The sequence below is a fragment of the Thalassospira profundimaris genome (assembly GCF_003326755.1).
GTDB lineage: Bacteria > Pseudomonadota > Alphaproteobacteria > Rhodospirillales > Thalassospiraceae > Thalassospira > Thalassospira profundimaris_B.
In genome coordinates, this window is record NZ_JPWH01000009.1 from 192,594 (window position 1) to 200,102 (window position 7,509).

A 7,509-nucleotide genomic window follows, 5' to 3' on the forward strand; every position below is an offset into this window, starting at 1 on the left:
GCGGGCTGAATGTGCGGTTTGGCGGGCACGACCGATCCTGAGGCACAAGACTGGGTTGTGGCGGCATCTGGCGCGCTGGCCCACCGTGGGCCGGACGGGCACGGGATGTGGCAGGATGGCGGTACTATTCTTGCCCATCGTCGCCTGGCGACAACGGATATGCGTGCCATCGCCGCCCAACCGATGCACAGTGAAAATCAGCGATTTGTCTTTGTTTTTAACGGTTACGTGGCCGGGTATCGCCGGTTGCACGCCCGATTAAAAAGGACGGGAATTCCCGACGGTGCCGGGGCGGCGTCCTATTCCGATACGGCGGTTTTGCTTTCTTTGCTGGCGCAGGCGCTGACATCGGCTGACATGCCCTGCGATCAGGATGATGCGATTGGCGCTGCGTTTAAACGCATGGCATCGGTCCTGGGGGATATTTCCGGCGCCTATGCCTTTGCCCTGTGGGACCGCCACCAGCAGGCCTTGTGGCTGGCGGTGGATACAGGCGGGCAAAAGCCGCTTTATGTGGTGGAACGCGGGGACGGACATCTTTTTTTTGCATCCGAAATTACGCCGTTGCTTTCGGTGCCGGGGATTGTGCAGGATCGTGATGCGGATGCGTTTGACCTGTCTTTGGCACATTTGTTCGTTCCTGCGCCCAAAACCGCCTTTCGCGCCATTCGCCAGTTGTGCCCCGGCGAGGTTCTATGCTGGCAGGGCGGCAATCCAAGGGGTTTTCAGCTTTCGGACCCTGCAACACGGGGGCGGGCTCGCCACAGTGCCAACAGCCGCGATCATCGTGTCACGGCGCTGCGCAAGCGGGTGTATCGCGCGGTGGCGGATGCCATGCAGTGCGACAGGCCGGTTGCCTGTTTGCTTTCGGGCGGGATGGACAGTGCCGGAATTGCGGCACTGGCGGCACGTGTCGCACGGCACCGGTCCCGGGATCACAAGATGCCAACAGCCATTGTCATGGGGTTTCCCGGGCAGCCATTTGATGAAACCGCCCGTGCCCGTCAACTGGCAGCGCATTTGGGCATGAAGCTTGAAATTGTGACCGCCCCCCAACAGGGGGAAGATATTTTAAATCGCCTGAAAAGTGCCTTGCGGGCTTTTGGCGGACCATTTGCAAACCCGGCGGTGGTTCTGGCGCATTGCCTGGCCGAAACCGTGGCCGATATTGCCCCGGTATGTTTGACAGGTGATGGCGGGGACGAGGTGTTTGGCGGTTATCGGCGGTATCGTATGGCAAACCATGCCGAAAAATGGCTGAAAGTACCGCACTATGTGCGACAGGCCGTGGCGGACGGCGTGACTTGGGCCGAAACGCGATTGCAGCGGGTGGGCGGTGGCAATGCGCTTGCCGGTGCAGGCAAGTTTCTGCGGGCAACGACCGGGCAGCCGGATGATGTGTTCACGGCCTGGAATAGCCGGTGCATTTTGCCCGGATATGGCCGCTTGCAGGCTGTTTTACCAGATGGGGCCGTGGATGAAAACGCGTGGCCGCAGGCATCGCGGATGATGCAGTTTGACCAGTGTGTGACGTTGCCGGGCAATCAACTGGCGATCAGTGACCGCATGGGCATGGCCGCCGGGGTGGAATATCGGCCGCCCTTGCTGGATTTGTCTGTTCGGGCGCTAGCGGCGTCAATCCCCGTGCATGATCATGTGCCAGGCGGTGGCAAGGCCGTTTGGCGGGCGGTGGTGTCGCCCCTGGTGCCGGTGCGTTATCTGGCGGCGGCAAAGTCCGGGTTTAATCCGCCGATTGGAACATGGCTGCGTGATGTTTGCCGTTTGTTATGGGTGACTGACATACAGGCACAAAACCGGTTGTTCGCCCCGGTTGCGATCCCGCAAGTGCAACGCCGGGTTATTTGGCAGCGGGCACTTGCCAATGATTTTGATGCGGCCCTGACGGTCTGGAACCTTTTTGTGTGGCATATATGGCAGGAAGGCGAGGTTCTATAACTTACGAACTTAGCGCCCAGGACCGGCTGCGACGATACAGGTTCAGTGCCGTCAGGGCTGTCGGGGCGAGTTGCACAACCCTGCGCGAAAGTTTGATCACATGATGTTCATCCAGGTCATCACGATCAAACATGTTATGGGCTGCGGCACATAAATCGGCCAGTTGTTTTAGGCCAAAGGTATCGGACGTGCTTTTCAGGGCGTGGACTTCATTGCGAACCACGTTAAAATCGCAACGTGACAGGGCATCATCAATTTGCACCAGGCGCGATTCCGTTTCGCTGATGAAAAGTTCAATGCCAGCAGCCGCACCGTCAATGCCGGCATCTTGATACAGCTTTTCGAGAATTTTCACATCCAGCACCGGGCTTGCGGGCAGCTCATCCAGCGCGGAGGTAATATTGCGGCGTTTTTGCTGCATGTGCGCAACCGGGGCGGGGGCGGCACTTGTATCGTTTTGGCCCGGGCTTGTGTTTCGCAAAATGTTTTCGCCAATGACACGTAACAGGCTGGCGCGCTGTATGGGTTTGCTGATGAAATCGTTTACCCCGGACTGACGGGCGATCATGTTCCAGTCCCGGGTTCGGTGCGCGGAAAAGGCGATGACCGGAATGCGCGAGGACGGACCTTCCATGTGGCGAATCCGCCGGGTGGTGTGCAGCCCGTCCATGTCGGGCATTTCAACATCCATCAGAATGATGTCAACCGGCAGGCCCCTGCGTAAAATATCGAGAACGGATTGACCATCGCCGGCTTCCATAACGCTGAAACCTTCGGCCTGAAGCATGCGGCGTGCGACCATGCGGTTGGATGCGCTGTCATCGGCGACCAGTACGGTACCGCGTTTGCGGTTTTCAACTTCGGCAAGAGAGGGACGCGCTATGCTGGCATGAAGATGGGGGCGAATCATGCAGACAGACAGCATTCCGCCATTATCCAGGCTGGTTTCGTCAAAAACCAGATCATCCTCGGCAATACCGGTGATCAGTTGATTCCAGGCCGGGTTGGCAAAAATAAGACGTTCATTGGCATCAAATAACGCAACGCCCGTATTTGATTGCGAGAGCGCATCGAGAAGCTGCTTTTCCATAGGCCACCTTGTTTAACCGGCGCCCTTGTCCCGAACCTGGCTGGTTCTTGCTTTTATCCAATGTTCATTTTCAATGTGAACATCGCGATATTTTCCGCGTTTTCGTGCAATAAGTCCATGATTTTATTATCTTGCGACGTAGAGGTGCAGAAGTGAAGGGGGCTTTTGCATTTGCGGTTCCGGGCAGGCATCGCGCAATAAAACCGGCGCCACCCGGGGGAGGAGTGGCGCCGTTCACACTCGCGGGAAGGGGAAAACCCGCTTGAGAAGACGTTCGTTCGTCAATGTGTTGGCATATTCGGTAAATGCAGGGGGAGGCATTTACCGGGTCAACAGCCTGGCACAGACTGTTTGATGTCTGCCAACACGATTATAATGACAGAAACAGGTGCCGCTGTCTGGTCACGGATATTCACGCTTTCGTGACAGTTTGGCATGTTTCTGAAACACGTTGTGTCTGGGTGGTTTAGGGGATGTTGTGTCTGGTATCGGGCATCGGCGGTGTTGCCGGTTGCTTGACATTGACCGGACGGTTTTACAAAGATACCGCGTTCAAGCCGCCGGTCGGGGAGGGGCGGATTTGAAAATGGAATGATCAGACTGTTGGGAAAATGAAAATATAATGATGTTGCCAACACGACACAGCCTGTGCCGGACTGCGATGGGGCTGGCGGCTGCGATGTTTTTGTCATCGCAAAGCCTGCCTGTGCGGGCAGATGATCTTTCCCTGCCTGAAATGACCCTGGTCCCGGCAGGGTGGTACTGGCAGGGGTCCGACGAGATTGAACGTGACTATGCCTATCGTATCGACGAACAGATTTACGGCGAGGATATGGCGCGGCGCAATCGCTGGTATGATTCCGAAATTGCCAAATGGCGTATTTATCTGCCGAAATTTGAAATTTCCACCACGCCCGTTACCAATGCCCAATATGCGGCCTTCATAAAGGATACCGGGCATCCTGCCCCCGGTGTGACCCGGGAAATATGGGATTCTTACGGCCTGGTTCACGGCTTTGAGGCCACCCGCCCTTTTGCCTGGAAAGACGGCAGGCCACGTGCAGGCCGCGAAAATCATCCGGTGGTTCTGGTTTCCTGGCAGGATGCGATGGCCTATACAAGGTGGCTGGGTGAAAAAACCGGCGATACCTGGCGCCTGCCCAACGAGGCCGAATGGGAAAAGGCCGTGCGCGGGCCAGACGGGACGTTTTATCCGTGGGGCAATATTTATGACCCGACGCGGTTAAACAGTGCGGATCGCGGCCCGTTTGATACCATGCCGGTCAAATCTTTTCCCGCCGGGCCTTATGGCCTGTATGACGGGGCAGGTCAGGTGTTTGAATGGACCCTGACCCAGCAGCAGCCCGGTGCCCGGATTGTCAAAGGCGGGTCCTGGGATGACCGGGGGTGTGGTGTGTGCCGCCCTGCCGCGCGGCACAGCCGGCCCGAACATTTGCGCCATATCCTGATTGGCTTTCGGGTGTTGCGTGTCGCGCCCCACAAGGACAAGTAAGTATTTTTACTTGTAATTTTTATCGCCAAGCGTGAGTGTAGCGAAGCTGGCGCAATGCCGGTTCGACATTTCCATTCGACCAGGTCAGGAATGGGCGGTCGACTTATCAAATGGTAATAAAACCATGACAGAACTTGAAATTGACTGGTCGGCACTGTCGGTCAGTCAGCTAAAAAACATGATGTCTGCCGGGCGCGATGTCATGGAATGTCATCGGGTTCTTTCGGCGACGGGGGACAATATCGTCGGAGAACTGATCCGGACAACGGGGGCGTTCTATGAATGGACGCATTACCCGCAAGGCGACGTTTATGACCGTACCAGCCATGCCCAGTTTTATTATCATGCCCATCCGAAGGACCTGCAGCGCGAATGGGACGAACACGGCCATTTTCACACCTTCATGCGGCCGCGTGGCATGCCCGAAACGGTGCGTCCGCTGCCGATAGAAGGGTTTGAAATGCCCCCGGGGCCAAATGACGCCCTGTCGCATCTGGTGGCGATTTCGATGGATCAGTACGGTTTTGCCCAGCGGCTTTTCACCACCAATCGCTGGGTGACGGGCGAGGTCTGGTATGATGCCAAAAGCGTCATTTCGATGCTGGACAATTTCATCATCGATCATGCTCAGCCATCCTGGCCGGTCAATCGCTGGGTTTCGGGCATGATCGTGTTTTACCGCCCGCAAATTGAAATTCTGGTGCACCAGCGTGACGCGGCCATTGCCGACTGGGCCGCATCGCACCCGGATCGCGATGTGTACGAGGATCATGACCTTGAAGTGACATCGGTCTGTTCGATTCGCGTTGAAGAGCAAATGCGTGCCATCTCCAGCGAGTTGGCCACCCGGCGCTAAAGCGATTATGGCGCGCAGGGAACGTGCAAAAGGCCGCCCCGATGACCGGGACGGCCTTTTGCGTTTTGGGATGGATGCGATACAGGACTGTATCACATGGAATATCAGTTTTGCTTGAGATACTCGATCACGTCCTGGATGTCCTGCTCGTCACGGAGCTTGAAGGTCATTTTGGAGCGTTCTTTGGTCTGAGCAATTTCGCTGATTTTTGTCGACGGATCTTTCAGGTATTCGTCAAGGAATGCTTCATCAATGGTGAAGCCCTTTTCGCAGGCATCCTGATAACCCTTGCTGTATTTATAGTCGGAAATCGCACCGCATTCGCGGCCGACAACATTATGCAGCGAAGGGCCGACCTTGTTTTTGCCTTCTTCGATCGAATGGCAGGCGGCACACTTTTTAAAGACTCTCTCGCCTTTTGCGGCATCACCGGCAGCAAGTGCAGCGGTGCTGAACATTGCAGTCGCGGAAACGGCAATAGCAAGCATTTTGATAGAATTCATTTAACAGGCCTCTCTCTTGGCATGTGACGTGGAGCCCACGCCGAACGCAACGCGGGAACTTTTGACAGCCCCCAACATGTAACGCAATCAAAGCACGACAGATGATGGAATCATTATAAGTCGCGGCATGTGATCACGAACAGGTTATCCTACCCGGATATGAAGGTGAATAAATTGCGTTCAATCAAAGGGCGCTTGCGTGTATAGTAACAGCTGTAACGGCAGGTGGAATTTCCTGCCGTAGCAGGAGAGGTTACGTGGCCCCGATTACAAAAAAAGATGTCGCCAAACTGATCAATGACCCGTCTGCGAGCAACCGGGCCGAAACGGCTGAGAAAATCAGCAAACAGTTCAGCGACGAAGAACTATCCGAAAACGAACGTGCGCTGGCGGAAGATATTTTTCGCATCATGATCCGGGATGCGGAAGTCCGGGTGCGCAAGGCCCTGGCGCGCAATCTGAAACAGACGCCGTTATTGCCTCACGATGTCGCGGTGACACTGGCGCGTGACGTGGATGCGGTTGCTCTGCCAATTTTGCAGTTTTCCGAAATTCTAAGCGACAGTGACCTTGTTGATATTATCGGCGAAGGCCCCGACAGCATTGAAAAGCAGCGCGCGATTGCAACACGCGGTACGGTTTCCGAGGTGGTTTCAAGTGCTTTGGTTCAGGCCGGAAATGAAGATGTGCTGGTGGACCTGATCGGCAATGATGGGGCGGAAATTTCCGAACAGTCGCTGCAAAAGGTTCTGGATGATTTTGGCACCAGCGAGCGCATTCAAAAGCCGATCATTTCGCGCAATCATTTGCCCATCACCATTGCCGAACGCATGGTGACGCTGGTCTCGGACCGTTTGCGCAGTGAAATTGTTGCCCGTGGTCATTTGCCCGAAGGCATTGTCAATGCGGTGATGACCCAGTCGCAGGAAAGTGCCACCATTGGCCTTTTGGGCGATGATAGCGAAAGCCGCGATGTCGAAATTCTGGTCGAGCATCTTCATACCAATAACCGTTTGACCGGCGGACTGATTTTGCGGGCTTTGTGCATGGGCGATATTTCGTTTTTCGAGGCGGGGGTGGCACGCCGCGCTTCGGTTTCCCTGATCAACAGCCGAATCCTGATTCACGACTCCGGCCTTTACGGGTTGCAGGCGATTTATAACAAGGCCGACATGCCTGCCAGTTTTTTCCCCGGTGTGCGTGCCGCCCTTGAGGTCGCCCACGAAACCGATATGGATGGCCGCGAAAAGGACCGGGAACGTTATTCGCGCCGCATGATTGAACGCATCCTGACCCAGTATGGCGACCTTGGCGTTGAATTTGATTCGGCCGATGTGGATTACCTGATGGGGCGAATGTTGCAACTGCCGAGCGAAAACAGCCTGCATTAAGCCTGTTGCTTTTTGTGTACCCTGAATGACACGCGCCAGCCGGTATTTTCCGTCTGGTGCGTTTTCTTTTGGGTGGAAACAATGTTCGGGATCGGCAGAGGAGACGACGGGTGTGGGGCCGGATAAAAAGAAACCCCGTCGCCCTGTTTCAGGCGCCGGGGTTTCAAACTGATGGTCGGAGCGAGAGGATTCGAACCTCC

The 7,509-nt window shown here is 55.8% G+C and carries 6 protein-coding genes; 4 read left to right on the top strand and 2 right to left on the bottom strand.

Features of this window, described 5'->3' with window-relative positions; genetic code table 11:
• Positions 1–9: 9 nt before the first annotated feature.
• On the top strand, positions 10–1,956 hold the full coding sequence (locus TH25_RS12540; protein ID WP_114088755.1) for an asparagine synthetase B family protein: 1,947 nt from the start codon (positions 10–12) through the stop codon (positions 1,954–1,956).
• A 1-nt stretch (position 1,957) separates the two neighbouring features.
• Here the strand turns inward: TH25_RS12540 and TH25_RS12545 are convergent, their stop codons facing one another.
• On the bottom strand, positions 1,958–3,046 hold the full coding sequence (locus tag TH25_RS12545; RefSeq protein ID WP_114088756.1) for an Hpt domain-containing response regulator: 1,089 nt from the start codon (positions 3,044–3,046) through the stop codon (positions 1,958–1,960).
• A 622-nt stretch (positions 3,047–3,668) separates the two neighbouring features.
• On the opposite strand from TH25_RS12545, the gene TH25_RS12550 reads away from it, so the two are divergent.
• Both TH25_RS12550 and TH25_RS12555 read left to right on the top strand, forming a co-directional pair.
• Entirely contained in the window at positions 3,669–4,559 is an 891-nt protein-coding gene (locus TH25_RS12550) for a formylglycine-generating enzyme family protein (RefSeq protein ID WP_258549139.1), read from the top strand.
• Between the two features lie 124 nt (positions 4,560–4,683).
• Positions 4,684–5,415 (top strand): DUF6969 family protein, encoded by a 732-nt coding sequence (locus TH25_RS12555; protein WP_114088758.1) that lies wholly within the window; start codon positions 4,684–4,686, stop codon positions 5,413–5,415.
• A 104-nt stretch (positions 5,416–5,519) separates the two neighbouring features.
• Here TH25_RS12555 and TH25_RS12560 read toward each other — a convergent pair whose 3' ends face one another.
• Positions 5,520–5,903, bottom strand: coding sequence for a c-type cytochrome (locus tag TH25_RS12560; RefSeq protein WP_258549140.1), 384 nt, complete (start codon positions 5,901–5,903; stop codon positions 5,520–5,522).
• 272 nt (positions 5,904–6,175) lie between these two features.
• On the opposite strand from TH25_RS12560, the gene spbR reads away from it, so the two are divergent.
• Complete coding sequence (gene spbR, locus TH25_RS12565; protein ID WP_114088760.1) at positions 6,176–7,309, top strand: SpbR family protein; 1,134 nt, start codon at positions 6,176–6,178, stop codon at positions 7,307–7,309.
• Positions 7,310–7,509 lie beyond the last annotated feature (200 nt).

Excerpts from the sequence above, each read along its gene's own strand:
- TH25_RS12540 (WP_114088755.1), top strand. The coding sequence starts at position 10 with ATGTGCGGTTTGGCGGGCACGACCGATCCTGAGGCACAAGACTGGGTT.
- TH25_RS12545 (WP_114088756.1), bottom strand. The coding sequence starts at position 3,046 with ATGGAAAAGCAGCTTCTCGATGCGCTCTCGCAATCAAATACGGGCGTT.
- TH25_RS12550 (WP_258549139.1), top strand. The coding sequence starts at position 3,669 with ATGATGTTGCCAACACGACACAGCCTGTGCCGGACTGCGATGGGGCTG.
- TH25_RS12555 (WP_114088758.1), top strand. The coding sequence starts at position 4,684 with ATGACAGAACTTGAAATTGACTGGTCGGCACTGTCGGTCAGTCAGCTA.
- TH25_RS12560 (WP_258549140.1), bottom strand. The coding sequence starts at position 5,903 with ATGCTTGCTATTGCCGTTTCCGCGACTGCAATGTTCAGCACCGCTGCA.